At 71.9% G+C, this 25,439-nt stretch carries 21 protein-coding genes; 6 read left to right on the forward strand and 15 right to left on the reverse strand.

All coding sequences use genetic code 11. The annotated features are described in order from the left end of the window. The first annotated feature begins 16 nt into the window (after positions 1-16). Positions 17-997: an acylglycerol kinase family protein gene (locus BS73_RS38805; protein ID WP_235215453.1), complete on the forward strand. Its 981-nt coding sequence runs from the start codon at positions 17-19 to the stop codon at positions 995-997. Between the two features lie 122 nt (positions 998-1,119). Here BS73_RS38805 and BS73_RS18940 read toward each other — a convergent pair whose 3' ends face one another. Beyond that, positions 1,120-1,533, reverse strand: coding sequence for a DUF3151 domain-containing protein (locus BS73_RS18940; RefSeq protein ID WP_037574088.1), 414 nt, complete (start codon positions 1,531-1,533; stop codon positions 1,120-1,122). A 99-nt stretch (positions 1,534-1,632) separates the two neighbouring features. Then, entirely contained in the window at positions 1,633-2,655 is a 1,023-nt protein-coding gene (gene fbaA / locus BS73_RS18945) for a class II fructose-bisphosphate aldolase (protein ID WP_037574091.1), read from the reverse strand. Between the two features lie 206 nt (positions 2,656-2,861). Between fbaA and BS73_RS40400 the strand changes: the two genes are divergently transcribed. Then, positions 2,862-3,605: a DedA family protein gene (locus BS73_RS40400; RefSeq protein ID WP_084704758.1), complete on the forward strand. Its 744-nt coding sequence runs from the start codon at positions 2,862-2,864 to the stop codon at positions 3,603-3,605. A 106-nt stretch (positions 3,606-3,711) separates the two neighbouring features. Here the strand turns inward: BS73_RS40400 and pyrE are convergent, their stop codons facing one another. The 12 genes from pyrE to dnaK all read right to left on the reverse strand — a co-directional run bounded on the left by pyrE (position 3,712) and on the right by dnaK (position 18,345). Further along, complete coding sequence (gene pyrE, locus BS73_RS18955) at positions 3,712-4,251, reverse strand: orotate phosphoribosyltransferase (protein WP_037574094.1); 540 nt, start codon at positions 4,249-4,251, stop codon at positions 3,712-3,714. Between the two features lie 15 nt (positions 4,252-4,266). Beyond that, complete coding sequence (locus BS73_RS18960; RefSeq protein WP_051940103.1) at positions 4,267-5,271, reverse strand: CoxG family protein; 1,005 nt, start codon at positions 5,269-5,271, stop codon at positions 4,267-4,269. Positions 5,272-5,421: 150 nt separating this feature from the next. After that, positions 5,422-6,918: a spermine/spermidine synthase domain-containing protein gene (locus BS73_RS18965; protein ID WP_084704189.1), complete on the reverse strand. Its 1,497-nt coding sequence runs from the start codon at positions 6,916-6,918 to the stop codon at positions 5,422-5,424. Positions 6,919-6,966: 48 nt separating this feature from the next. Continuing rightward, a complete protein-coding gene (locus BS73_RS18970) occupies positions 6,967-7,545 on the reverse strand; it encodes a DUF2617 family protein (protein WP_037574097.1) in 579 nt (192 codons plus the stop codon). 673 nt (positions 7,546-8,218) lie between these two features. Next, positions 8,219-8,776: a type III secretion system chaperone family protein gene (locus BS73_RS18975; protein ID WP_037580176.1), complete on the reverse strand. Its 558-nt coding sequence runs from the start codon at positions 8,774-8,776 to the stop codon at positions 8,219-8,221. Positions 8,777-8,956: 180 nt separating this feature from the next. Next, on the reverse strand, positions 8,957-11,557 hold the full coding sequence (gene clpB / locus BS73_RS18980; RefSeq protein ID WP_037574100.1) for an ATP-dependent chaperone ClpB: 2,601 nt from the start codon (positions 11,555-11,557) through the stop codon (positions 8,957-8,959). A gap of 263 nt (positions 11,558-11,820) precedes the next feature. Next, positions 11,821-12,369, reverse strand: coding sequence for a hypothetical protein (locus tag BS73_RS18985; protein ID WP_037574103.1), 549 nt, complete (start codon positions 12,367-12,369; stop codon positions 11,821-11,823). 182 nt (positions 12,370-12,551) lie between these two features. Further along, the gene (locus tag BS73_RS18990; RefSeq protein WP_051940104.1) at positions 12,552-13,559 is read right to left on the reverse strand and encodes a helix-turn-helix transcriptional regulator; all 1,008 of its coding nucleotides are present in this window, start codon (positions 13,557-13,559) and stop codon (positions 12,552-12,554) included. A gap of 449 nt (positions 13,560-14,008) precedes the next feature. Further along, the gene (locus tag BS73_RS18995; RefSeq protein ID WP_322987282.1) at positions 14,009-14,485 is read right to left on the reverse strand and encodes a heat shock protein transcriptional repressor HspR; all 477 of its coding nucleotides are present in this window, start codon (positions 14,483-14,485) and stop codon (positions 14,009-14,011) included. Between the two features lie 6 nt (positions 14,486-14,491). Continuing rightward, the gene (dnaJ, locus tag BS73_RS19000) at positions 14,492-15,679 is read right to left on the reverse strand and encodes a molecular chaperone DnaJ (protein ID WP_037574109.1); all 1,188 of its coding nucleotides are present in this window, start codon (positions 15,677-15,679) and stop codon (positions 14,492-14,494) included. 78 nt (positions 15,680-15,757) lie between these two features. Continuing rightward, positions 15,758-16,477, reverse strand: coding sequence for a nucleotide exchange factor GrpE (grpE, locus tag BS73_RS19005; RefSeq protein ID WP_051940105.1), 720 nt, complete (start codon positions 16,475-16,477; stop codon positions 15,758-15,760). Further along, positions 16,474-18,345, reverse strand: a complete 1,872-nt coding sequence (gene dnaK / locus BS73_RS19010) for a molecular chaperone DnaK (protein ID WP_037574112.1) — start codon at positions 18,343-18,345, stop codon at positions 16,474-16,476. Before dnaK ends, grpE begins: the two co-directional genes overlap by 4 nt. Positions 18,346-18,670: 325 nt before the next feature. Here dnaK and BS73_RS19015 point away from each other — a divergent pair, with 325 nt between their 5' ends. From BS73_RS19015 to BS73_RS19030, 4 genes are all read left to right on the forward strand, one after another. Beyond that, positions 18,671-20,926: a (Fe-S)-binding protein gene (locus BS73_RS19015; protein ID WP_037574115.1), complete on the forward strand. Its 2,256-nt coding sequence runs from the start codon at positions 18,671-18,673 to the stop codon at positions 20,924-20,926. Between the two features lie 606 nt (positions 20,927-21,532). Beyond that, positions 21,533-22,669 carry a LamG domain-containing protein gene (locus BS73_RS19020; protein ID WP_161789681.1) on the forward strand — a complete coding sequence of 379 codons (1,137 nt, stop codon included), beginning with the start codon at positions 21,533-21,535 and terminating at the stop codon, positions 22,667-22,669. A gap of 248 nt (positions 22,670-22,917) precedes the next feature. Further along, positions 22,918-23,934: a Yip1 family protein gene (locus tag BS73_RS19025; RefSeq protein ID WP_037574121.1), complete on the forward strand. Its 1,017-nt coding sequence runs from the start codon at positions 22,918-22,920 to the stop codon at positions 23,932-23,934. A gap of 136 nt (positions 23,935-24,070) precedes the next feature. Then, positions 24,071-25,015, forward strand: coding sequence for an alanyl-tRNA editing protein (locus tag BS73_RS19030; protein WP_037574123.1), 945 nt, complete (start codon positions 24,071-24,073; stop codon positions 25,013-25,015). A 49-nt stretch (positions 25,016-25,064) separates the two neighbouring features. Here the strand turns inward: BS73_RS19030 and BS73_RS19035 are convergent, their stop codons facing one another. Then, on the reverse strand, positions 25,065-25,322 hold the full coding sequence (locus BS73_RS19035) for a hypothetical protein (RefSeq protein ID WP_037574126.1): 258 nt from the start codon (positions 25,320-25,322) through the stop codon (positions 25,065-25,067). Positions 25,323-25,439: the final 117 nt, after the last annotated feature.

The following is a 25,439-nucleotide window of genomic DNA, read 5'->3' on the forward strand; positions in this document are numbered from 1 at the left end:
GACCGAGGTGTCGGCTGTGCGATCGGCCGCGGAGCCCGGGACACCGCTGCTCCTGGTGGTCGCCCCGACGGCTCGAAGGGTGGATGCGGAGGCGGTCCGGGTGGCCCGGGACGTCCTGTCCGCCGCCACCTCGGTGAAGCTGGCCCTGCCGGAGGACCTGCCGGAACTGGACCGGATGCTGACCCACCGCGGCCGGCGACGACCGGTCGTGATCGGGGACGACCGGGCCCTCCACCATGTGGTCCGCCTGCTGCACCGTCAATCCGCCCTGGGAACAGGGCCGATCGGGTTGGTTCCGGTGGGCGAGGGCACCGCACTGGCGACCTCCCGGGCGCTCGGCATACCCGCCCGTCCGGAGGAGGCCGCGCGGGCCGTGCTGAGGGGCGCGGACCGGCAGCTGGACCTGCTGGTGGACGAGGACGGCGGGGTGGTGCTGGGGGCGGTCCGCATCCCCGGCCGGGAGGGCGGGGGCCGGGCCGCGCGCGGTGGCCCGGGGGCCGCCGGGCGTCCTCCGATCGGAGCAGACCGTTCGCCGGGGGCGAACACGATTGCGTCCTCATCGTGGACATCGGGCGGTCCGGGGGCCTCTCGAGCGCCCGGAGCCGCCGCCGAGCCGGAGCTGCCTGGCCCCGCAGGACGGCTGGCCCGGCTCGGCGGGGCCGTCGGAGAGGCGGTCAGCGGCGCCGTCCGCGGGGCGCTTCCGGGCGGGCTGCCGGGCGGGGCCCGACGGCGGCTGCGGATCGAGGCGGACGGCCGGGTGCTCGCGGAGCCGGGGCAGCCGATCCGGTCGGTGGCGGTGGAGGTGCGGGGCGGGGGGCGGATGGAGATCCGCATCCAGGCGCATCATCCGCTGTACGCGCGGGCGCGCCAACTGGTGATCAGCGGGGCGGAGTTCGAGTATCTGGCGGACAGTGCGCCGGGCGGGCCGGTGGAACGGCGGATCTGGACGGTGCAGCCGGGGGCCTGGCGCCTCCATGTTCCGCTGCCGCGCGGCTAGCGCCGGGGGCCGGCCGGCAGCGACAGGGCCGACGGCTCGGCCGGGGCGGTTTCTCCGCGGCCCCCGCGGCCCCCGGGGCTCGCACGCCCGGGGGCGCCTCCCCAGGGGCCGCGGGGGGACCGTCAGCTCAGCGTCGAGGCCGCGGTCGGAGAGCTCTCCTTGAGGAAGGTGGCGCAGCGCTCGGCCTCGTCCTTCTCGCCGATGGCCCCCGCCGCCCGCCCGAGGGCGTGCAGCGAGCGGAGGAAGCCGCGGTTGGGCTCGTGCTCCCACGGCACCGGGCCGTGGCCCTTCCAGCCGTTGCGGCGGAGGGCGTCCAGACCGCGGTGGTAGCCGGTGCGGGCGTAGGCGTAGGAGGCGATCACGTCGCCGGCGGTGTACGCGTCGTCCGCGAGCTGGGCCCAGGCCAGCGAGGAGGCCGGGAACTTGGCCGCGACCTCGGCCGGGGAGGCGCCGCCGGCGAGGAGCTCCAGCGGCTCCGACTCGATGGGCAGCTGGGTCGGGGGCGGGTCCCCCAACAGGTTCTGGTGGGTACTCATCCCACCAGTGTGCCGGGTGGCCGCCGCCGTTCCACCAGCGCGGAGGCGGCGGAACGGCGGCGGGACCGCGGGAGCGGCGGGACCGCGGGAGCGGCGCGACTACTTGGTGTGCGAGCCGGCGGAGCGCAGCATCTCGGTGGCCTCGACCACCCGGGCGGCCATCCCGGCCTCGGCCAGCTTGCCGTAGGTCCGCGGGTCGTAGGCCTTCTTGTTGCCCACCTCGCCGTCGACCTTGAGGACGCCGTCGTAGTTCTTGAAGAAGTGGTCCACCTGCGGGCGGGTGAACGCGTACTGGGTGTCGGTGTCCAGGTTCATCTTCACCACGCCGTGCTCCAGCGCGGTGCGGATCTCCTCCAGGGTGGAGCCGGAGCCGCCGTGGAAGACGAAGTCGAAGGGGTCGGTCTTGCCGTACTTGGCGCCGACCGCCTCCTGGAGGTCCTTCAGCAGCTCCGGGCGGAGCTGGACGTTGCCCGGCTTGTAGACGCCGTGGACGTTGCCGAAGGAGGCGGCCAGCAGGTACCGGCCCTTGTCGCCGAGGCCGACCGCCTCGGCGGTGCGCAGCGCGTCCTCGGTGGTGGTGTAGAGGTTGTCGTTGATCTCGTGGGAGACGCCGTCCTCCTCGCCGCCGGTCGGCGTGATCTCCATTTCGAGGATGATGTGCGCCTTGACCGCCTCGGCGAGCAGCTCCTGGGCGATCGCCAGGTTGTCGGCGAGGTTCTCGGCCGAGCCGTCCCACATGTGCGACTGGAAGAGCGGGTTCTGGCCCTTCGCGACGCGCTCCTGAGAGACCTTCAGCAGCGGGCGGACATAGCCGTCCAGCTTGTCCTTGGGGCAGTGGTCGGTGTGCAGCGCGATGTTCACCGGGTACTTCTCGGCGATGATGTGCGCGAACTCGGCCAGCGCGACCGCGCCCGTGACCATGTCCTTCTTGTACTGGCCGCCCAGAAACTCGGCACCGCCGGTCGAGATCTGGACGATGCCGTCGCTCTCCGCCTCGGCGAAGCCGCGCAGAGCGGCGTTCAGGGTCTGCGACGAGGTGACGTTGATGGCCGGGTAGGCGAACTTGCCCGCCTTGGCCTTGTCCAGCATCGCTGCGTAGACCTCGGGAGTTGCGATGGGCATGCGGATCGGCTCCTAGGGTGGACTGCGGCTACAACACGTGGTGTCGGCGACGCCGGTCGACGCTGAGCGGCCGCCGGGCGTCATTCTCCCATCAAAGGGTTTTCGGTTCACCCCGCCGTGACCAGCACCACGCGGGGCAGGGGTGGCGCACAGGGTTCGGCCAGCCGGTGCCGAAGGGCGGCGGCTAGTCTGCCCGGGTGAACACCATGCTCGCGTTGAACCTCCTCGACGCCAAGGCGCTCATCGGTCAGGCTGGGACGATCGGCGTACTCGCCATCGTCTTCGCCGAGACCGGACTGCTGATCGGCTTCTTCTTCCCCGGCGACTCGATGCTGATCCTCGCCGGGGTGGCGGCGTCCTCGGCGGCGCCGAAGGTCTTCGGGCCGGGGGTGCAGATGCCGATCGGGGCCCTGGCGGTGGGGGCGCCGGTGTGCGCGGTCCTCGGGGCGCAGCTGGGGCATCTGCTGGGGGCGCGGGCCGGGCGGCGGATGTTCGAGCGGCCGAACTCGCGGTTGTTCAAGCGCGAGTACGTGGACAAGGCCGAGCTGTACTTCGACAAGTTCGGGCCGGCCAAGGCGGTGGTGCTGGCCCGGTTCATCCCGGTGGTGCGGACGTTCCTCAACCCGGTGGCCGGGATGCTGGAGATGCCGGGGCGGCGGTTCCTGGCCTGGAACGTGGTCGGCGGGGTGATCTGGACCGAGGCGATGCTGATGGTCGGCTACGTCTTCGGGGGGTCGCTGGCCGATGTGATCGACAAGTACATGATCCCGGCGGTGCTGCTGATCGCCGTGCTCTCGGCGCTGCCGATCTTCATCGAGATGCTGCGGGGGCGGCGGGAGAAGGGGGCGGGGGTCCCCGCCTCCGGGGCCCCCGGGTTCCCCGGGCAGGAGCAGCCGCGTCCGCGACCGGCGGCCCGCTCCGGCAGCGGCGGACGCCACCGGAAGCGCTGAGGTCTCCTTCCCCGCGCCCGCCCTGATGGAGCTCCGCGGACGCGAGTCAGGGGCGCGGGGAACCGCGCGCCCCTGAAGCCGCTCCGCGACTCGGCGCGGCCGCCGGCTAGGCCAGGCCGAGGTCGTCGGCGGTGAAGACCTGGTAGTACGGGAGTCCGGTCTCGGCGATGGCCGGGGCCGCGCCGCGCTCCACGATCACGGCTACCCCGACCACCTCGGCGCCCGCCTCGCGGAGGGCCTCCACCGCGGTGAGGACGGAGCCTCCGGTGGTGGAGGTGTCCTCGACGGCCAGCACCCGGCGGCCCTTGACGTCGGGGCCCTCGATCCGGCGCTGGAGGCCGTGCGCCTTGCCCTGCTTGCGCACCACGAAGGCGTCCAGCCTCCGGCCCCGCGCCGCCGCGGCGTGCAGCATCGCGGTGGCGACCGGGTCGGCGCCCAGGGTGAGGCCGCCGACGGCGTCGTAGTCCAGGTCCGCGGTGGCGTCCAGCAGGACGCGGCCGACCAGCGGGGCGGCCTCGCCGTCCAGCGTGATCCGGCGCAGGTCCACGTAGTAGTCGGCCTCGCGGCCGGAGGAGAGGATGACCTTGCCGTGGACCACGGCCTTGTCCTTGATCTGGGCCAGCAGGGCGTCCCGGTCGTTGCTCATGGGCAAGAAGGTTAGCTAACGCCGCCGCAGCCGGCGGACCAGCAGCACGGCTCCGCCGACCAGGGCGACCCCGCCGACCACCCAGGGCGCCCGGTTGTGCTCCGGCTCCGCGATCGGCGGCTCGCCCATCCGCTGGTCGAAGCCGGCCCCGCCGGTCCACCGGCCGGCCGCCCGGGCGCGGGCGCTGCGGGTCGGAGTGGTGGGCGCGTACCGGCCGCGCGGCGGGGCGTGGTCGACCTCCTCCGCGGAGGGACCGATGATGCTGCGCCGGTACGGGGCCGCCTCGGCCGCCGAAGCGGCCTCCTCCTCGATGGACTCGCGGTCGGTGTCCGACCACTGCTCGGGGTCGAGGGCGGCGTCGATCTGCTCGACCAGCGCGCCGAAGTCGGCATCGTCCTCGGGGGCCCCGTCCGGGGCGTCCGGAGTCTCGGCCGCGGCCTCCTCGGGGGTGTCGACGTCCGCGGCGGTCTCCGCCCCGGTGTCGGGGCCCGTGGACTGCTCGCCGATCAGGGAGCGGGCACCGGGGTCGGCGGCGAGGGTCGCGCAGAAACGGTCCAGCAGACGGCGGGCGGCGTTGGCGACGGCCGTACCGCCGAGTTCCTCGATCCGGCCCTTGGCCTCCCCGGAGAGGCGGAAGAGCACCCGGCAGGACTCCGCCGAGCCCTCGACCGGCAGCACCTCGACCCGGACGGTCCCGGCCACCGAGCCGACGCCGACGGCCTGTTCGGCCTCGATCACGCCGGTGCCGGTCTCCGCGTCGAGGCGCAGCGTGCCGCGGTAGGTGATCGACGTGCTGCCCACCCGCAGCTTCAGCCGACCGGCGACGGCGCCGCCGGCGACCGGCCCGTCGGCGGCCTCCTCCGCGCGCCCGTCAGCGGGTCCGTCAGCGGGTCCGTCGGCGGGCCCGTCGGTGGGCCCGTCGGCGACGAAGGCCGGCAGACAGCGGACGAGCACCGCGGGGTCGCGCAGCGCCCGGCGGGCGATGTGTTCCGGAAGGGGGACTGCGACCTCATGCTCCATACTTGGCGAGCGTACCCACCGGGCCTGGGACGTGTGCCGGTTGGGGCGGACACGCCGACCGAGGCGCCCCGATCGTCCCACTATTCGCTTTTTGTCCCACCGGCGCCCGCGCCGCCCCCACTGCCCGCCGCGCCCGATGCGGCTGCCCCGTCACTCCTGGGGGTGGAGCAGGGTCGCCGGCGGCGGCAGCACGGGGGGCGGCGGAAGGATTCCGCTGCCGGGAGCGCCCGGCCCCGCGACCAGCGCCCGCAGCTGCTCACCGCCGCAGCCGCTCGGCAGCCGGTACGCGCGGGCGCTCTCGCCGACCGCGGCCAGGGTGGCGGCCGCGGACCAGAGCCCGTCCACCCCGGTGCGGACGGCCAGCCGCCCGCCCGGTCGGAGTCCGCGGGCCAGGAGGCCGTAGAACTCCTCGGAGCCGAGCTTGCGGCGGTCGTCGTCGGAGGTGGGCTCGGCCGGGTCGACCAGGACGGTGTCGAAGCCGGCCGGGGCGATTCCCGGCTCCCGCCACCCACCGGCACCGGGCAGTCCGCGCAGCCAGGCGAAGGCGTCGGCGCTGATCGCGCGGACCCTCGGATCGGCCAGTGCGTGGCCGTTCAGCGCGCTCAGACCCGGGTCGCGGCGGGCCAGCCGGAGGAGGTCCGGGTCGCGTTCGACCACCACCACCCGGCGGACCGCCGGCTGCCGCAGCAGGTCGCCCACCAGGATCCCGTCCCCGCCGCCGACCACCAGGACGGTGCCGAACGGCCGGGCCAGCCGGGCGTACCGGGCCTCGGTGGCCAGCTTCCTCCGGCAGGCCACCAGGGTGCCGCCCAGGTAGAGCCGGGGCTGCGGCCCGGTGAGGACGATCTGCTGGTAGCGGGACTGCTCGGCGGCGCGTACCGGGGCCCCGTACAGGGCCTGCCTGGCGTGCTCCTCGAAGGCGCCGGTGCCGGCCGCGGCCAGGCCGAGGAGGGCCAGCACCGCTCCGCAGCCCGCCCAGAGCGCGGCCCGCATCCGGGGCGGCAGGCGCTCGGGGTCGAGCCAGAGGACGACGGCCGCGCCGGCCATCGCGTTGACGGCGCCGGTGAGCAGCGCCCCCGCGGCCTCGCCGAGCAGCGGGAGGAGGAGGAAGGGGAAGGCCAGCCCGCCGACCAGGGCGCCCACGTAGTCGGCGGCGAAGAGGTCGGCCACGGTCCGGCCGGGCTCGGTGCCGTCCGATCGGCGGAAACGTTCGATCAGGCTGACCAGCAGGGGGATCTCGGCGCCCATCAACACGCCGATGAGGAGGGCGAATCCGACCAGGACGGCCCGGTACCAGTGGCCTATCCAGACGAAGCTGCCGTAGAGGGCGAGCACCGAGAGGCCGCCGGTCAGGGCGAGGCAGCACTCCAGGGTGGCGAAGGAGATCGCCGGGCTGCCGGTGAAGCGCTTGGCGAGCAGCGAGCCGAGCCCCATGGCGAAGACCATCACGGAGAGGACCACGGAGGCCTGCGTCACCGAGTCCCCCAGCAGGTAGCTGGCGAGGGCGACCAGCTCCAGTTCGTACACCAGGCCGCAGGCGGCGCAGACGAACGCCGCCAGGAGGACCAGCGTGCGGGCGGCCCGGGGCCCGGGCCGGCAGCTCCGCGTCCGGCGCTGCGCCCCGCTGGTGACGTGCTGGTTGATCACGAAGAAACGCTAGGCGACATATGCCAGGGCATCCTCCCCCGGATGGCGTCAACTCCCCTGCACGGCAGTTGACTTGTCGAGCGGATTTCCGATTCCGGAGGCCGGCCGCACCAGCGAGGAACGGGTGCAGACCAGCCGCCCCTCCTGCGGATAGGCGTGCCAGGTGCGCCAATACACCTGCCGCCCGCGGCCTCCGGCGAGCAATGCGGTGAACGCGCTGGGATCGCCGGGGAACACGCCGGCAAGTCCGTGCGGGTGGTTCTCCACCAGGGCGAGGAGCTCCTGCGCGCGAGCGGCGAAGGTATGCGGGGGAAGCGACTCGATGCGGGCGGCGAATTCGTACTCCCAGTCGCCGCAGTGCTCGGCGACCCGGGCCGGCAGCGGGGTCCGGCGACCGGGCAGGCAGGCCACCGTCTCGGACCACCGCCGCTCCGCCCGCGACTCCTCGCCCGGCCCGGGGGAACCCAGCATGACCTGGTGGGAAGCGCCCAGGAGCCGGAGCTGGAGGTGGATCCGGTCGAAGTGGAGATCGAGCTCGGCGAGGGCCGGCAGCTCCCGACCGCCGAGGCACCAGGCCAGGTCACCGGCGCGGGTATCGGTATAGGAGGTGGTGAGTGTGGTGAGCATTCTCGGCTCCGCGTACTCGGATTAATCGAGGGCAGCGGGCAGCGGCCGGTCCACCCCTGGGGGCGAAACTCCCTGCGGAGCCGAAAGGCCCGGCGCGGCCGACCGTGCAGAGTCTGAACGGGGGACTCACGGAGCAGCGAAGCACGATTTCCCCGTGTCCGTAGTTGATTTACCCATGTTCGACGGCCACTCACCTTTCCACGTGCGTTTCATTCGTTCGGTGTTCAACTCCCCACCTGGACCCACGCGTTGACCGGGGCTTTTCGCGGACTGTGCAGGTAGAAGGAACGTTCCGGCGGGTTCGGCCGCGCGGCGCCGCGGATCGGCCGGGAATGCGGTCACTTGCCGAAGGCACGGGAGTTCGGCACAGACCAGCCGTCGACTTCACCCGCGAGTGTGTCGCCTGAATGGATGACCAAGGAAACGGGACGAGAAGGCAATCCCAGCCGATCGGGTGACAATCCCTGGTTTATGCGCGCGTCAGCGCCGTCTTGTGGGCTGGGGCGGGCCGTTACTGACTCACCGTCAGATCAGCCGCGGAGGTGCTGCGCTGAGCGGGCACGCGGCTGCCGCACCCGGCCCCTCCGCAGCGCACCCGCGCGGGTACGGATGCCGAGGAGCGGGGCGGGCGACGCCGTGGTGCTGCGATCCCGGCCGCGGCCGGGGCCGTCGGTCAGGCTTCGTCGGCGGGGCCGGCGGAGTCGCCGTCCGGGCCGCCGGCGGCGCCCTCCAGGCCCAGCCGGTCGGCCAGCCACTGGTCGAACTGCACGGCGGCCTGGGTCCAGTTGGCGGTGGTGGCCACGAAGAAGTCCAGGTTCACGCCCATGCCGACGATCATCTGGGACTCACCGATGAGCCGGACCACGCCGTCGTCGTGGGTGTGGGTGTAGATCTTGGGCCACAGGGTGTCCCGGTTCCACTCGTCGATGGCCTCAAGCAGCTCGGCCTTGCGCTCGATCGGGTGCGCCCGGTCGTAGAAGGCGCGGACCGAGAACAGCTCCTGCTGCTCGCCGCGGAACATGTAGTAGACGCGGAAGCCGTCCCAGGGGGCGGTCAGGTCGCCCTCGTCGTCGGTGAAGTGCTTGAGCTGCATCTGGTCGAGCAGCTGCTCGACCAGCTCCTTGTCGGGCACCACGACGGGCGGGGGGCCGGACTGGCCCTCGGGCTGGCCGCCTCCCGGCTGGCCGCCCTGGGGGCCGAAGTTCGGAATGGCGGATGGGTCGATGGTCACCGCGGTACTTCCCTTCATAGCGTGTACCGGGCCCATCCTGCCGTATCGGTTCGGCGGCGGCGCGGGGCGGGCGCGGGCGGTTTCCCCATGGACCTGCCCGCACCGGAGGGCGGCGGTCCGGGCGGCAGCCGCGGGTCCGCCGAAGGACCCACCGCTGCCGCCAGGTGGGCGTGGCCGGCGTTACCGCGCCGGCGTCACGACCAGGTGGTCGGCCGCCGCGTCGAGATCGACGCGGACGGTGTCGCCGTCCTTGATCTCGCCGGCCAGCAGTTCGCGGGCGAGCTGGTCGCCGATCGCGGACTGGACGAGGCGGCGCAGCGGCCGGGCCCCGTACGCGGGGTCGTAACCGGTGACGCCGAGCCATTCGCGGGCCGCGTCGGTGACGTCCAGGGTCAGCCTGCGGTCCTTGAGCCGGGCCGCGAGCCGGTCGATCTGGAGGTCGGCGATCCGGGCCAGCTCCTCGGTGCCGAGCGCGTCGAAGACCACGATGTCGTCGAGGCGGTTGAGGAACTCCGGCTTGAAGGCCGCCCGGACGGCGCCGAGCACCTGCTCCTTCTTGACCTCGTCGGCCGTGTCCGGCTCCACCAGGTACTGGCTGCCGAGGTTGGAGGTCAGCACCAGGATGGTGTTGCGGAAGTCCACCGTGCGGCCCTGGCCGTCCGTCAGCCGGCCGTCGTCCAGCACCTGGAGGAGGACGTCGAAGACCTCCGGATGGGCCTTCTCCACCTCGTCCAGCAGCACCACGCTGTACGGTCGGCGGCGGATCGGCTCGGTCAGCTGGCCGCCCTCCTCGTAGCCGACGTACCCGGGGGGCGCTCCGACCAGCCGCGAGACGGTGTGCTTCTCGCCGTACTCGCTCATGTCGATGCGGATCATCGCCCGCTCGTCGTCGAAGAGGAAGTCGGCCAGCGCCTTGGCGAGCTCGGTCTTGCCGACGCCGGTCGGGCCGAGGAAGAGGAAGGAGCCGGTCGGCCGGTCCGGGTCGGCCACGCCGGAGCGCGAGCGGCGTACCGCGTCGGAGACCGCGCGGACCGCCTCGCTCTGCCCGATCAGCCGCTTGCCGAGCTCCTCCTCCATCCGCAGCAGCTTCTGCGACTCGCCCTCCAGCAGGCGGCCGGCCGGGATGCCGGTCCAGGAGGAGACCACGTCGGCCACGTCGTCCGGGCCGACCTCCTCCTTGACCATGGGCTCGGCGGAGCCCGGGCCGGAGTCCGCGCCCTCGGCCTTCTCGGTGGCCTCCGCCAGCTCCCGCTCGGCGGCCGGGATGTCGGCGTACATCAGCCGGGAGGCGGTCTCGAAGTCGCCGTCCCGCTGGGCGCGCTCGGCCTGGCCGCGCAGGTCGTCCAGGCGCTCCTTGAGCTCACCGACCCGGTTCAGACCGGACTTCTCCTGCTGCCAGCGGGCGGTGAGGCCGGAGAGCTGTTCCTGGCGGTCGGCCAGGTCGCGGCGGAGGTTCTCCAGGCGGGCGACGGAGGCCGGGTCGGTCTCCTTGGAGAGCGCCAGCTCCTCCATCCGCATCCGGTCCACGGTGCGCTGGAGTTCGTCGATCTCCACCGGGGAGGAGTCGATCTCCATCCGCAGCCGGGAGGCGGACTCGTCGACCAGGTCGATCGCCTTGTCCGGCAGGAAGCGGGAGGTGATGTAGCGGTTGGAGAGGGTGGCCGCGGCCACCAGCGCGGCGTCCGCGATCTGCACCTTGTGGTGGGCCTCGTAGCGGCCCTTCAGACCGCGGAGGATCGCGATGGTGTCCTCCACGCTCGGCTCGCCGACGAAGACCTGCTGGAAGCGGCGCTCCAGGGCCGGGTCCTTCTCGATCCGCTCCCGGTACTCGTCCAGCGTGGTGGCGCCGACCATCCGCAGCTCACCGCGGGCCAGCATCGGCTTCAGCATGTTGCCGGCGTCCATCGAGGAGTCGCCGCCGGCGCCCGCGCCGACCACCGTGTGGAGCTCGTCGATGAAGGTGATGACCTGGCCGTCGCTCTGCTTGATGTCGTTCAGTACGGCCTTGAGGCGCTCCTCGAACTCGCCGCGGTACTTGGCGCCCGCCACCATCGCGCCCAGGTCGAGGGCGACCAGGCGCTTCCCGCGCAGCGACTCGGGGACGTCGCCGCCGATGATCCGCTGGGCCAGCCCCTCGACGACGGCCGTCTTGCCGACGCCGGGCTCGCCGATCAGCACCGGGTTGTTCTTGGTACGGCGGGACAGCACCTGGATGACCCGGCGGATCTCCTGGTCCCGGCCGATCACCGGGTCCAGCTTGCCGTCCTGGGCCGCCTTGGTGAGGTCGGTGCCGTACTTCTCCAGCGCCTGGTAGGTGCCCTCCGGGTCCGGGGAGGTGACCCGCGAGCTGCCGCGGATCTGCTGGAAGGCGTCGAGCAGCTGGTCCGGCCCGGCGCCGTGCTGCTTCAGCAGGTCGGCGACCTGGCCGCCCTCGGCGGCGAGGCCGACCAGCAGGTGCTCGGTCGACACGTACTCGTCCTGGAGCTTCTCGGCGCGGCGGCCGGCGTCGGCGAGGACATTGCGGGTGAGCGGGGCCACCTCCGGGTTCGACACGGTGGGGCCGCTGGCGCTGGGCAGTCCCTGCCGCATCCGCTCGGCCGCCGTGCGCACCGCGTCGGCGTCCGCCCCCACCGCCTGGAGGAGCGGCCGCGCCGTCCCGTCCGGGATCTCCAGCAGGGCGACCAGCAGATGTACCGGTTCGACGGCCGGGTTGCCGCCGTTCGAGGCCTGACGGATCGCGACCGAGAGCGCTTCCTGGCTCTTGGTGGTCAGCTTGTCCACAACTCACACTCCCTGGGGCCCGGGGACACCGGGACACTCATCGACTCACCAAAGTTGAGTGTACGACGCTCAAGATGATGCGTTAAGCGGATTCCACGGGGAGTCGCGCGGCTACCCGCACCGCCAGCCTATGAACACAAACGAGCGGGGCCCGGGATCGGCTGAGATCCCGGGCCCCGCTGGGGGGTGGCGGATGGCGTTGTGGCGGGTGGCGCTGTGCGTGCGACGGCCGGCGCGTGCGACGGCCCGCGGCCGGCGGCCGGCTATGCGCTCTCGGCGTAACCGAGGGAGACGTCGGCCCAGTCGAGCGCGGTGACCACCGCGTGCTTGAGCGCGGTGGCGCTCCAGGTCGAGTCGAACTCCAGGGGAAGGACGGAGGTGACCGACTCGAGGGTGGAGATCATCGGGGTGTGCGCGACCGCGCGGTCGACCAGCAGGACCACCGGCTTCCGCATCGCCGAGACCCAGCCGAGCTCCAGGCCGACCCCGGCCGAGAGCGGCGAACCGACGTAGGCGAAGGCCAGGTCGGCGGACTGCATGGCGCGGAAGGGGGACGGCGCCCGGCGCTCCGGGGCCACGCCGCGGGTGACCCAGGCCTCGTCGTGGTGGGTGCTGTAGACCGCCACGCCGGCGTCCAGCAGGGCGTCCCGCAGGGCGGTGATCCGGCTCCGCAGCGGGAGGGTGAAGACGGTGTCGGCGGGTCCGGTAAGCCGCAGTGAGGGGGCGGCCAGGAAGACCCGCAACCGCCGCGGATCGACCGACGGTTCAGTGGTGAGCAGGGCCTCAGGGCCGAGCAACTGCTTCTCGGTCATGTTGACTCCCGGGGGAAGGAGAGACGCCGGCGCCGGCGACCCGTGGGGGGATGCGCCGAGCCTGCCCCGGGATGTCCAGCTCCGTCCACGGCGCACCGGTGGCAGCAAACTGCCGGGTAGTGGCCTGAGGCGGTAAGTCCGTCAAGTCGTGAATGCGTCAAGTCGCATACACGTCAAACGGGTTACGCGGAGCTCTCGCCCCCCAGCAGCCCCAGCTGCGCCGCCTTCACCCCGGCCTCGAAGCGGCTCTCCGCACCCAACTCCCGCATCAGCGAGGCGATGTGCCGACGGCAGGTGCGGACGGACATCCCGAGCCGCTTGGCCACGACCTCGTCCTTGAGCCCCTGCGCCAGCAGTCCGACGATCGACCGCTGGAGGTCGTCGGAGGCGTCCTGGTAGCCCGGTCCGTCCGGGACGAAAGGTATCGCGTTCAACCAGAACTGCTCGAAGAGCGCGCAGAGGAACGAGACGAGCACGGGTTCCCGGACGACGACGGCGCCGGGTGTCTCGTCCGGTTTGGTGCGCTTGGGGATGAAGGCGATCTCCCGGTCGAAGATGAACAACTGGTCGGCGACCTGGTCGGTCGTCCGGATCTCCGCCCCCACCTCGATCATGGTGGACACATACGCGCGGTAGGAGAGCTCGGTACGGGTGGTGTGCTGGTAGAGCATCCGCATCTTGACGCCGCGCCGGGCCGCGTCGGGATCCCTGGCCATGGCGCTCGCGAGCGCGGTCGCCGAGCGCCGTTTGACCGGCTGCACGGTCAGCATCTCCCGGGAGGCTTTCTCCAGCGTCCGGTTGATCAGCAGCTGGACGTCCTGCGGATCCGTGATCACCTCGACCCCGCCGTCGACCTGCCCCGAGGCCGTGTGTTCGAGATAGACCGGAAGTAGTTGGTGGAGTCGCTCTCTGATCTCGTCGACGGACCGCCGGTAGTTGCGGATGGCCTCTTCGGCCGGTTCCACCAGCCGGGCGGCGGCGATCTCGGGGTTGACCGGAAGCAAGCGGTCCGGGTCGTCGATGGCCGGCGTCAGCAAGTGGTGGGCCACGAGTTCGTCACGACAGCGCTTGAGATCGGCGTCCCCCAGGTCCGAGACCTCGACGGCCGAACCCCAGCGGAACTCGCCGTCCGCGACGGCCCGCATGTAGATCGCGGTAGCGGTGGAGTCGAGCGTCGGGAGCTGCCCCATAGCCCGCTCAGACGACGATTCAGTCACGCTTGCCCCGAATTCTTCTCTGGCCGCTTCCAGTACGGCCACTTGTTGCCACCATCGAACACTGTGTGGGTTCGCTCGTACCAGTCATTGTGATGGAGTCGGACCAAGGGGGAGGTCCATCCCAGCCACGCGCATCGCACCACAGAAGGGACGCCGCATGGGTACCAACCGACGTCTTCTCCGGACTGCCGTCGCCGTCCTGATCGCCGGGATCACCGTACTCGCCGGTGCAGGTGTCGCTTCCGCTGACAGCATCTGGGGAAGCACCACCCAAGCTCACTCGACCGCGGTCGCACCGGCCGACAGCATCTGGTAGGCACCCGAGAGCTCATCCGGGCCGAAACTCCTCGGCGGCCCGGATGTGAGATGGCTGAGGGGCCGTGCTCCCGTGAGCACGGCCCCTCGGTCGGCTTGCCCAGGCCCTATTCGGCGCGGCGCTTCGGCCGCCAGACCACCAGCGCGCTGGTCTGCTGCACCTGCTGGTAGGGCACCAGGTCCCTCCGGTAGGACGCGTGCACCGCCGCCTCGCGCTGGGTGGCCGCCTCTACGGCGTCCTCGACCGCGCCCTGCAGTTCGGCCACCCGCGCCTGCAGCGCGGCCACCTGGTTCTCCAGCTCGATGATCCGCTTGATGCCGGCCAGGTTGATGCCCTCCTCCTGGGAGAGCCGCTGCACCTCGCGGAGCAGCTGGATGTCGCGAGCCGAGTAGCGCCGTCCGCGCCCCGCCGTACGGTCCGGGGAGACCAGCCCCAACCGGTCGTACTGCCGCAGGGTCTGCGGATGCAGCCCGCTGAGCTGCGCGGCCACCGAGATGACGTAGACCGCGCTCTCCTCGGTGAGTTCGTACGGGTTGCGGGGCATGCCGCCGCCCATACCGCCGCCGCCTCCGACGCCTCTCATCTCACGTCACGCTCCCTCCGCGAGCTTGAACAGCTCCGCCCGCGGGTCCTCCGCGGCCGTCGCCTGCCGGTACTGCTCCAGCGCCTCCTGCGCCTTGCCGGACACCTGCGGTGGCACCGCCACCTCGACGGTCACCAGCAGGTCCCCGCGGGTCCCGTCCTTGCGGACGGCGCCCTTGCCGCGGGCCCGCATGGTCCGGCCGTTGGCCGTCCCCGGCGGGAGTTTGAGGGTCACCGGCGGACCGCCCAGCGTCGGCACCTTGATCGTGCCGCCGAGTGCCGCCTCCGGGAAGCTCACCGGAACCGAGATGGTCAGGTTGTCGCCCTTTCGGCCGAACACCGGATGGGCCTCCACATGCACCGTCACGTACAGGTCACCGGGCTGGCCGCCGCGCTCGCCCTGCGCGCCCTTGCCCTTGAGCCGGATCCGCTGGGCGTCCGAGACCCCGGCGGGGATCCGCACCTGCATGGTCCGGGACGAGGTGGCCCGGCCGCTGCCGTGGCAGACCGGGCAGGGGTCGTCCACGATCAGCCCGCGGCCCTTGCAGTCCCGGCAGGGGTCGGAGAGGGCGAACCCGCCCTGGCCGCGGCTGACATGGCCGGTACCGACGCAGGTCGGGCAGACCCGCGGGGTGGTGCCGGCCTTGGCGCCGGTGCCCGAGCAGCTCTTGCAGGCCGCCTGGCTGGTCATCCGGAGCGGGACGGTGGCGCCGTTCACCGCCTCCAGGAAGCTCAGCGTCACCTCGGACTCGACGTCGGCCCCGCGCCGGGGGCCGGCCGTCCTGGTCCCACCGCGGTTGAACAGCCCGCCGAAGATGTCGCCCAGGCCGCCGCCGCCCGGCGTGCCGAAGCCGCCGCCCGGGCCGCCCGTGGTGGGGCCGGTGCCGCCGCCGAAGAGGTCGCCGAAGTCGAAGCCGAAGCCGCCCGCCCCGCCGCCCCCGGTGCGGAAGCCGCCGTTGGCGAAGAGCGTCCGGGCGTCGTCGTACTCCTTGCGCCGCTTGGGGTCGGAGAGGACGTCGTTCGCCTCGCCGATCTCCTTGAAGCGCTCCTCGGCCTTGGCGTCGCCCTTGTTGGCGTCCGGGTGGAACTCGCGGGCGAGCTTCCGGTACGCCTTCTTGATCTCCGCCGTGGAGGCGTCCTTGGGCACGCCGAGGACCTTGTAGTAGTCCTTCTCCACATAGTCCTTGGTGCTCACCGCGGGACCCTCCTCCTCTCCGCACTACCGCCGGTGGTGCCGGAGGCCGTGCGGCCCCCGACACCACCGATACCCGGCTCAGTCCTCGTCGGCACCGTCGCCCTTGCCCGAGTCCGCGGACTCGCCCGAGTCCGCCGACGACGAGTCGGCCGAGGAGGCCTCCCCGTCCGCCGACGCACCCGGCTGCGGCTCCGCGACCGCGACCATGGCGACCCGGATCGTGCGATCACCGATGCGGTACCCCGGCTGCAGGATCTGCACGCACGTGGTCTCGGTGACGTCCGAGGAGTAGCTGTGCATCAGGGCCTCGTGCAGCTGCGGGTCGAAGGGCTCGCCCTCCTTGCCGAACTGCTGCAGGCCCAGCTTGGCCACCACGGTCTCCAGCGACTCGGAGACGGACTTGAATCCGCCGGTGAGCTCGCCGTGGTCGCGGGCCCGGCCGATGTCGTCCAGCACCGGGAGCAGCTTCTCCAGCAGGTTCGCGATGGCGATCTCCCGGACCGCCACCCGGTCCCGCTCCACCCGCTTGCGGTAGTTCTGGTACTCCGCCTGCAGACGCTGCAGGTCCTTGGTCCGCTCGTTCAGCTGCTCACGCAGCTGGTCGGCCGAACCGCCCTGGCCGCCGCCGGACTTGGCGTTCCGGCCCGCACCCTTGTCGTCGTCATTTCCCCCGGCACCGCCCCCGGCCGGGGCGCCGGGGCCGGCCGCCTTTCCGGCGGCGGCCCCGGCGTCCTCTCCGGCTCCGGAGGAAGCGGCGCCGGGCTTCTCGTCAAAGCCCTGCGTCTCTTCCTTCGTCACGCGGCACCGCCCTCACGCTTCTCGTCGTCGACGATCTCGGCGTCCACGACGTCCTCGTCGGCCTTGGCCTCGGAGGCGCCCTCACCGGCGGCACCGGCCTGCGCGCCCTCGGCGCCCGCCGCCGCGCCCTCGGCACCGCCCTGCGCGTACAGCGCCTGGCCGAGCTTCTGCGCGGTGGTGGAGACCTTCTCGGTGGCCTCGCGGATCTTCTCGCTGTCGTCGCCCTTGAGGGCTTCCTTCAGCTCGGAGACGGCGGCCTCGACCTCGGTCTTCACATCGCCCGGCACCTTGTCCTCGTTGTCCTTGAGGAACTTCTCGGTGGTGTAGACGAGCTGCTCGGCCTGGTTGCGGGTCTCGGCGGCCTCGCGGCGCTTGTGGTCCTCCTCCGCGTACTGCTCGGCGTCCCGCATCATCCGCTCGATGTCGTCCTTCGGCAGCGCGGAGCCGCCGGTGACGGTCATCCGCTGCTCCTTGCCGGTGCCGAGGTCCTTGGCGGAGACGTGCATGATGCCGTTGGCGTCGATGTCGAAGGTGACCTCGATCTGCGGGACGCCGCGGGGCGCCGGCGGCAGACCGGTCAGCTCGAACATCCCGAGCTTCTTGTTGTACGCCGCGATCTCGCGCTCGCCCTGGTAGACCTGGATCTGCACGGACGGCTGGTTGTCCTCGGCCGTGGTGAAGATCTCGGAGCGCTTGGTCGGGATCGTGGTGTTGCGCTCGATGAGCTTGGTCATGATGCCGCCCTTGGTCTCGATGCCGAGGGACAGCGGGGTGACGTCCAGCAGGAGGACGTCCTTGACCTCGCCCTTGAGGACACCGGCCTGGAGGGACGCGCCGATGGCGACGACCTCGTCCGGGTTCACGCCCTTGTTCGGCTCCTTGCCGCCGGTCAGCTCCTTGACGAGCTCCGCGACGGCGGGCATCCGGGTGGAGCCGCCGACCATCACAATGTGGTCGATGTCGGACAGGCTGATGCCGGCGTCCTTGATGACGTTGTGGAACGGGGTCTTGCAGCGGTCCAGCAGGTCCGCGGTCAGCTGCTGGAACTGAGAGCGGGTCAGCTTCTCGTCCAGGTGCAGCGGGCCCTCGGCGGAGGCCGTGATGTACGGCAGGTTGATGGTGCTCTCGGAGGACGAGGAGAGCTCGATCTTCGCCTTCTCCGCGGCCTCGCGCAGACGCTGCAGCGCCATCTTGTCCTTGGACAGGTCGACGCCGTGGCCGTTCTGGAACTGCTTGACCAGGTGGTCGACGACCCGCTGGTCCCAGTCGTCACCACCGAGGTGGTTGTCGCCGTTGGTCGCCTTGACCTCGACCACCCCGTCGCCGATCTCCAGCAGCGAGACGTCGAAGGTACCGCCGCCGAGGTCGAAGACCAGGATCGTCTGGTCCTCCTTCTCCAGCCCGTAGGCGAGGGCGGCCGCGGTCGGCTCGTTGACGATGCGGAGCACGTTCAGCCCCGCGATCTCGCCGGCCTCCTTGGTGGCCTGCCGCTCGGCGTCGTTGAAGTACGCCGGGACGGTGATCACCGCGTCGGTGACCTTCTCACCCAGGTAGGACTCGGCGTCCCGCTTCAGCTTCTGCAGCACGAAGGCCGAGATCTGCTGCGGGTTGAAGTCCTTGTCGTCGATCCGGATCTTCCAGTCGGTGCCCATGTGGCGCTTCACCGAGCGGATGGTCCGGTCCACGTTGGTCACAGCCTGGCGCTTGGCGACCTCGCCGACCAGCACCTCGCCGTTCTTCGCGAAGGCGACGACGGACGGCGTGGTCCGGGCGCCCTCGGCGTTGGCGATGACGGTGGGCTCACCGCCCTCCAGAACACTGACGACAGAGTTCGTCGTACCGAGGTCGATACCGACCGCACGAGCCATCGTTCAAACCCTCCATAAGGAGTCGAGCAGAGGTCAACAGCCCGAGTTGAGCTGACGAGACTCAAGGGTGCGGCACGGCTCCGGGATTGTCAACAGAACTGAGTCCAGGCGACTCAACTTCCGCGTCGCCCCTGCTCGGGGGCGCGTTGCCGAGGCGCCTTCCCATAAGGGCGGGCCCGACTCGGGTACTGTGACCGGCCGCATATACGGAACCTCGCACACCGGGCGATAGCTTGCCTTCCGTCAAGTCTGGGCAGGAGCTAAGTTACCGATCGGTACACTCGTTGCCGAAGCCCATCGACGACCGGGAGACGGAGCAGCACCGATGCAGCTAGCCGCGATCGTGATCGCACTGGTGGTGACACTGGTCGGTCTGGCCCTCGCCGTGCGCGCGGGCATGTACATCTTCAAGACCGTCGCCATCGGCGCCCCGGTTCCCAAGGGGACCCGTACCGACCGGCCCGCCGAGCGGGTCAAGACGGTCGCCCGGGAGTTCATCGGGCACACCAGGATGACCGCCTGGAAGTCCATCGGCGTCGCCCACTGGTTCGTCGCGGTCGGCTTCTACTGCCTGGTGCTCACCCTGGTGACCGCCTTCGGGCAGCTCTTCAACGCCGACTTCGCGCTGCCGGTCATCGGGCACTGGGCTCCGTACCTGGTCTTCGAGGAGCTCATCGGGGTCCTCACCACCATCGGCATCATCGTGCTGATGGTGGTCCGGGTGATGTCGGTGGCGACCAGGCCGGGGCGGAAGTCCCGGTTCGCCGGCTCGATCGCCTGGCAGGCCTACTTCGTCGAGTACGTGGTGCTCAGCATCGGCATCTGCATCCTGGTGCTGCGCGGCCTCGAAGGCGCGATGGAGGGCGTGAACCACTACGAGGTCTCGTACTTCGCGACCTACCCGCTGGTGAGCGCGTTCTCCGGGCTGTCCGTCGGGACCCTGCAGAACCTGGTCTACCTGGTCGCGATGCTGAAGATCGTCATCTCCTTCACCTGGGCGATCACCATCGGCCTCAACCCCTCGATGGGCGTGGCCTGGCACCGCTTCCTGGCCTTCTTCAACATCTACTTCAAGCGGAACGCGGACGGCGCGGTGGCGCTGGGCGAGCTGAAGCCGATGACCTCGCGGGGCGAGGAGATCGACTTCGAGACGGTCTTCGACGAGTCCGAGGACGAGGACGCCCAGGAGCCGGTCTTCGGCGTCTCCCAGGTCGAGCACTTCTCCTGGAAGGGCATCCTCGACTTCTCCACCTGCACCGAGTGCGGCCGCTGCCAGTCCCAGTGCCCGGCCTGGAACACCGGCAAGCCACTCTCCCCCAAGCTGCTGATCATGTCGCTGCGCGAACACGCGTACGCCAAGGCGCCGTACCTGATGGCCGGCGGCGGCAAGAACGCCGAGGGCGAGGAGAAGGCGAGCGCCGAGCAGCTGGCCGGCGTCCCGGCGGAGGCGCTGGCCGAGGCCGAGCGGCCGCTGATCGGCACCGCCGAGGAGAACGGGGTCATCGACCCGGACGTGCTGTGGTCCTGCACCACCTGCGGCGCCTGCGTCGAGCAGTGCCCGGTGGACATCGAGCACATCGACCACATCGTCGACATGCGCCGCTACCAGGTGATGATCGAGTCCAACTTCCCGACCGAGGCCGGGACGATGCTCAAGAACCTGGAGAACAAGGGCAACCCCTGGGGCATGGCCACCAAGGCCCGGCTGGACTGGGTCAAGGAGCTCAAGAAGGAGACCGGCATCGAGGTGCCGGTGGTCGGCCAGGACATCGAGCCGGAGGAGGTCGAGTACCTCTACTGGGTCGGCTGCGCAGGCGCCCTGGAGGACCGGGCCAAGAAGACCACCAAGGCCTTCGCGGAGCTGCTGCACACGGCCGGGGTCAAGTTCGCCATCCTCGGCAAGGAGGAGTCCTGCACCGGTGACTCGGCGCGGCGGCTCGGCAACGAGTTCCTCTTCCAGACCCTCGGCCAGCAGAACGTCGAGACGCTGAACGCGGCCCTGGAGGACGCTCCCAAGAAGCGGATCGTGGCCACCTGCCCGCACTGCTTCAACACCATCGCCAACGAGTACCCGCAGCTCGGCGGCCAGTACGAGGTCATCCACCACACCCAGCTGCTGCAGCACCTGATCGACGAGGGCCGGCTCGTCCCGGTCAACCCGGTCGAGGGCCTGATCACCTACCACGACCCGTGCTACCTGGGCCGGCACAACAAGGTCTACACGCCGCCGCGCGAGATCATCGGCAAGGTGCCCGGGCTCCGCAACGAGGAGATGCACCGGCACAAGGAGCGCGGCTTCTGCTGCGGCGCCGGCGGCGCCCGGATGTGGATGGAGGAGCGGATCGGCAAGCGGATCAACAACGAGCGGGTCGACGAGGCGCTGTCGCTCAACCCCGACATCGTCTCCACCGCCTGCCCGTTCTGCCTGGTGATGCTCTCCGACTCGGTCAACGGCAAGAAGAACGAGGGCAAGGCCAAGGAGGAGCTGCGCGTCGTGGACGTCGCCCAGCTGCTGCTCGACTCCGTCAAGGCGGAGCCGGAGGCCCCGGCCGAGGCCGAGGAGGCCACGGCCAGCAGCTGACGGCGGGCGGCGGCTGGCGGCTGGCGGCCGGCGGCTGACCGGTTGGCGGCTGACGGTTGGCGGCTGGCGGCTCGCGGCTGGCGGTTGGACTCGAGGCCCGGTGTCGCCCCTTCCCGGGGGCGGCGCCGGGCCTTCTCGCCGCTCGGGGCTGCCTGGGGTGGACGGCCTGGGTGCACAGCCCGGGGACGGCCCGGGGACGGGGTTCCGATGGTTCCGGCGCCAGGGCGGGCGTTCCCCGGGGGGCCTGTGGGGCCTGGGTTCGGATGACTTAACATCGCGGTCATGACCGACGGCGAGGAGATGACCGACCGGGCCCAGCCGGCCGAGCGGCCCGCGCAGCCGGTGGATCCCCGTACCCTCGGCCCCGGGAGGCGGGCCGCCGCCGCGAGCCCGTGGGGGGCGCCGAGCCCGCGCGGGGCGCAGAGCCCGCAGGGGCCGCAGGCGCAGACCGGTGGGGCTTCGACGCCGCCGCGACCGGGGTCGGTGGGCGACCTGCCGCGGGTCCCGGGGGCGATGCCTGCGGCGATGCCGCCGGGCGCGCCTGCGTCTTCCGTACCTTTTGTTCCCTCTGCGCCTCCGGCGCCTTCGACGCCTTCGACGCCTTCGGTGCCCTCTGTCGGGCCTGCGAGCGGCGCCCCCGGTCTGCCACCGCAGGGCGCTTCGCCGCAGGGTCTGCCGCCGCAGGGCACCCCGCCGCAGGGAGTGCCGCTGGGGGCCGGCGGTCCGGAGTGGCGGCCGGCTCCGGTCGCCGGTCCCGGGCAGGGGTTCACCCCGCCCGGTGGTCCCGGAGGGCCTTTCGGGCCGCTGCCCGGCGGCGGCTTCGGCAGCAGCTCCGAGCCGGACTGGGCGGCCCTCGCCGAGGCCAACGAGTCCTCGCAGCGCCGCCGCCGCAAGCTCAAGATCGGCGGCGCGGTGCTCGGCGTCGTGGTCGTCTGCGGGCTGGTCGTCGGCGCCTTCACCATGAAGCCGTGGGCCAGGAAGAGCGTGACGGCCGACCCGATCGCCTCGCCGACCGCCTCCGTCCCCGTTCCGGGCTCGGGGTCGGGTTCGGGATCCGGTTCCTCCGGTTCCGAGGCCCCCTCGGCCGACGCCTCCCCCGTCGTGATGGCGCCCAACGACGGCCGCGCCACCATGGAGCTCCACGACGCCCCCGTGGTGCGGGCGCACAACGGTCGGGCGATCCAGATGTACGGCCGCAACGGCTCGTACGGCCGCGGCTCCACCCAGGTGGTCGACGTCCGCAAGAGCTTCAGCGTCTCGGCCTGGGTCTACAACACGGCCGGCGTCGAGTCCCGGTCCGCGGTCAGCCAGGGCGACCAGAAGGACTTCTCCTGGGACCTCGGCCGCGAGGGCTGGGGCGGCCACGACAACTGGGCCTTCAAGGTGCAGACGAAGCCGGGCGGCTCGGCCAAGAACGTGGTCGAGCTGATGTCGAAGAGCCGCACCGCGCTCAACCGGTGGACGCTGCTCACCGGCACGTACGACGCCAAGGCCCGCAGGATCTCGCTGTACGTCGACGGGCAGCTGCAGAGCTCGGCGAAGGTGAGCGGGGTGTGGGACGCGCCCGGTCGCACCGAGCTCGGGCGGGTCCGCTACAACTCCACCTGGACGGACCGCTGGGAGGGCCAGCTCTCCCAGATCCAGATCTGGGACCGCGCGCTGCTGCCCACCCAGGCCGCCGCGCTGACCACCAACGGGAACGGGGCCGGGGTGGCGCCGGCCGCCTCCTGGCTGGTGGGCTGAACGCCCGACCGGCCGCCCGGCCGCCCGGCTGCCCGGCCGCCCGGCTGCCCGGCCGAGTGCCGGGGGTGGGGGCGACGGTGACCGTGGCGGTGCCGGTGACGGTGCGTCAACCGGCGCGCCGAGTCCGGAGTCTGCCGTTCCACGGCGGTTCGGCGGCAGTTCGGCGGAGATGTCACAGTAGCGCTGCAATACCCCCGGTCGATCATGGGCTGCGCGGCGGCGGGCGGCGGACCGGGTACCGTCGGAGCGTGGGTGCCAATGGATTCCGCTTCGGTCGCGGCAGGACCTCCCGGCAGGCGGGACAGCCTGGTCGGGAGCAGCACGCCGCCTCCCAGGCGCAGCAGCAGGGGCGGCCGCGGCAGCAGCCGCCGGCGGGCGGCCAGTACCAGAACGGCCAGTCGCAGAACGGCCAGTACCAGCGCGGCCAGTACCCGTACGACCCCTACCAGGGCGGGGGCGGGTACGACGGCTACGACGACCAGCCGGGGCACACCCGGGCGTTCAACGTCGCCGACGCGGGCGGCGGTCGGCAAGGCCCTACGCCGCCGGCCTCGGCGCCGTCCCCGGCCGACGGCGGATACGGCCAGGGTCCGTACGCCGCCGCCTCCTCCCCCCGCCCCTACGGCGAGCCGCCGGAGAGCCCGCCCGCGCCCCCGCGGGGGTTCGAAGAGGGCAACGTCACCGTCTACCGGGCCGGCAGCACCCATCCTCCGGTCAGCGGACGCCGGCTGGGCTGGCGCGAGCTGCTGCCGGAGATCTACCGGCACCCGACCCGCACCTTCGCGGAGATGCGCGGCTATCCGGTGTGGGGTCCCGCGCTGGTGGTCTCGGCGGTCTACGGCCTGCTGGCCGTGCTCGGCTTCGGGACCACCCGGGACCAGATATTCCACTCGACCCTCACCATCGCGCTGAGCAGCCTCCTCTTCAGCGCCGCGGGGATCGTGCTGGCCGGGCTCATGTTCGGTGCGGTGACCAGCGCGCTGGCCCGGCAGTTCGGCGGGGACGGCGCCTGGGCGCCGACCATCGGGCTGTCCATGATCATCGCATGGACGACCGATGCGCCGAGGCTGGTCTTCGCGCTCTTCCTGGACCCCGGCGGCGGCTTCGTGCAGTTCCTGGGGTGGATCACCTGGATCCTGTGCTGCTGGCTGCTGACCGTCATGGTCCGCCAGGTGCACGACCTCCCCTGGGGGAAGGCCGCGGGGGCAGCGGCCATCCAGCTGCTGGCCCTGCTGATCCTCATCAAGCTGCCCACCCTCAGCTGACCGGCGGGCGCCCGCCCGCCCGCTCTGCGCCCACCTGCTCTGCGTCACTACACTCTCCCCCTGCCTGCCTTCCTTCCTCCTTCCCTCCTCCTCCCCTCCTGCCCTCCTTCCCTTCGAACCGTCCGGAGCCGCGAACATGGTCGTTTCGGTGCTGCCCACCGCCTCCACCCTGGTGAGTTTCCCGGCGGGCGAGACCGCGGGCCGGTCCCGGGTACTCTCCATCGCCGCGCTGCCGGACGGCCGGTACGGGGTGATCACCGAGGCGACCCCGTTCCACCCGCTCGACCACACCTGGCCGGACCAGCCGGCCGACATCGGCGTCCTCCGGCTGGCCGGCGCCGATGCCGCCGCCTCCGCCTCTGCCTCCGCCTCTGCCGAACTCGCGGTCGTGGACTGCCTCACCGGCGCGGTCGGCCCGGAGGACCCGTCGACGCTGCTGCTCGGCGCGGACATTCCGGTCCGCCGCGGCGAGGAGGGCTGGGCCTGGCTGGTGGTGCACGCCGTGGAGGCCTCGGACGGCCAGGCGGAGGCTCTGCGGGAGGCCGTCGGCACGGAGGCCGAGCTCCGCGTGGACGCCGAGCGGCGGGCCGCGCTGAGCGCCGCGCACACCGGCTGCCACCTCTTCGCGCTGGCGCTCAACTCCGCGCTCGCGCCCCGCTGGCGCAAGGACCCGGGCCGCACCGACGCCCTGGGCAGCCCCGACTTCGACTCGCTGGCCCTGGACACCTCGCGGATGGACACCGACGCCAGCACGGACGTCTACCGGCTCGGCAAGTCGCTGCGGAAGAAGGGCTTCACCGCCGAGGGTCTCGCCGAGGACCTCCCGGCGATCACCGAGGAGATCAACTCCCGCCTGGCGACCTGGATCGAGGCCGACTCACCGGTACGGATCGAGGTCCCGGGCCCCGAACTCACCGCCCGCCGCCGCTGGACCTGCGAACTGCCGGAGGGCCCCGCGGGCATCCCCTGCGGCGGCACCCACCTCCACCACCTCGGCCAACTCGCCGGCCTGCGCACGGAGTTGACCCTCTCGGCCGACAACTCCCGACTCACGGCCGTCACCAGCCCCAAGCGGGCCTGAGGGGGCGGCCGGCCGGGAGCGCTCCTGGATCGGCGCGCGCAGGACGGCTTCAGCCGTGGTGGCCGCCGCCGCCCATGTTCCCGTCGAAGCCGCCGTGATGCCCCATCCCGAGCGAAGAGCCGTCGTGGTGTCCATGGCCGTGGTGGTTCGCGTGGTGCTGCGCGTGGTGGGTCTGACCGGAGTCCGCCAGGAACGTCATCGCCGAGTCGTCCCCTCGAACACCGCACAGTCCGCCGCCCCGGACCAGGTACACCGCGCCCCCCGCGAGGACGAGGACGATGACCGCCGCGCCGATCAGTACCACCATCGAATCCCCCGCAAAGTCCGGCCAGCCGAGCGCTGTACCCCTGCTCCGCATCCTGCCTCGCCCGGATCCCGAATGAACATCATCTGAGCAAGACCTGAGGGACACCCGGTGGGCAGC

It is taken from the genome of Phaeacidiphilus oryzae TH49 (assembly GCF_000744815.1).
Classification (GTDB): domain Bacteria; phylum Actinomycetota; class Actinomycetes; order Streptomycetales; family Streptomycetaceae; genus Phaeacidiphilus; species Phaeacidiphilus oryzae.